1 protein-coding gene is annotated in these 435 nt (G+C 70.8%); it reads left to right on the forward strand.

The features are described 5' to 3' along the window. Window positions 1-435 (forward strand): hypothetical protein (locus ACU8YC_RS28220; protein ID WP_446896424.1); only part of this gene is annotated, 435 nt, incomplete at both ends.

Raw genomic sequence — 435 nt, forward strand, 5'->3', positions numbered from 1 at the left:
ACCTTCTCCCGGCCCTGATCGACGGCGCGGCCCGGTCGACACGCGTCGGGATCGTCTTCGAACACGCGCACATCAGTCACGCCATCTGGAACGAGCTGGCCGCGGTCGACGACGTGCTGTCGCTCGGTCGCTCGCCGGCGGTGTTCCTGTTCGCCAGCTGCAACGAGCCGATCTTTCCGGTCGACGCCGTCTTTCCGGAAGTCGCCGGACGTGTGTATCGCGGGATCGAAGGCCCGCTGCCCCTGTTGCAGGCTGCCGTCACCGGCGCGGCGACCTTCCTGCCGTTCCGCTCCTACCGCGTGAGCCAGCGCTTGGCCGATCGTCTCGCGGCCCTGGCGCGGAGCGCCGAGCCCGCGCTCGATGCCCACCTGGCGGACGCGGCGCGCCGGGCCACGATCGTCCTCATCGGCCTGCGGCTGGAGAATCGCCAGTGGG

The sequence above is a fragment of the Citrobacter sp. VF227 genome, assembly GCF_052950715.1.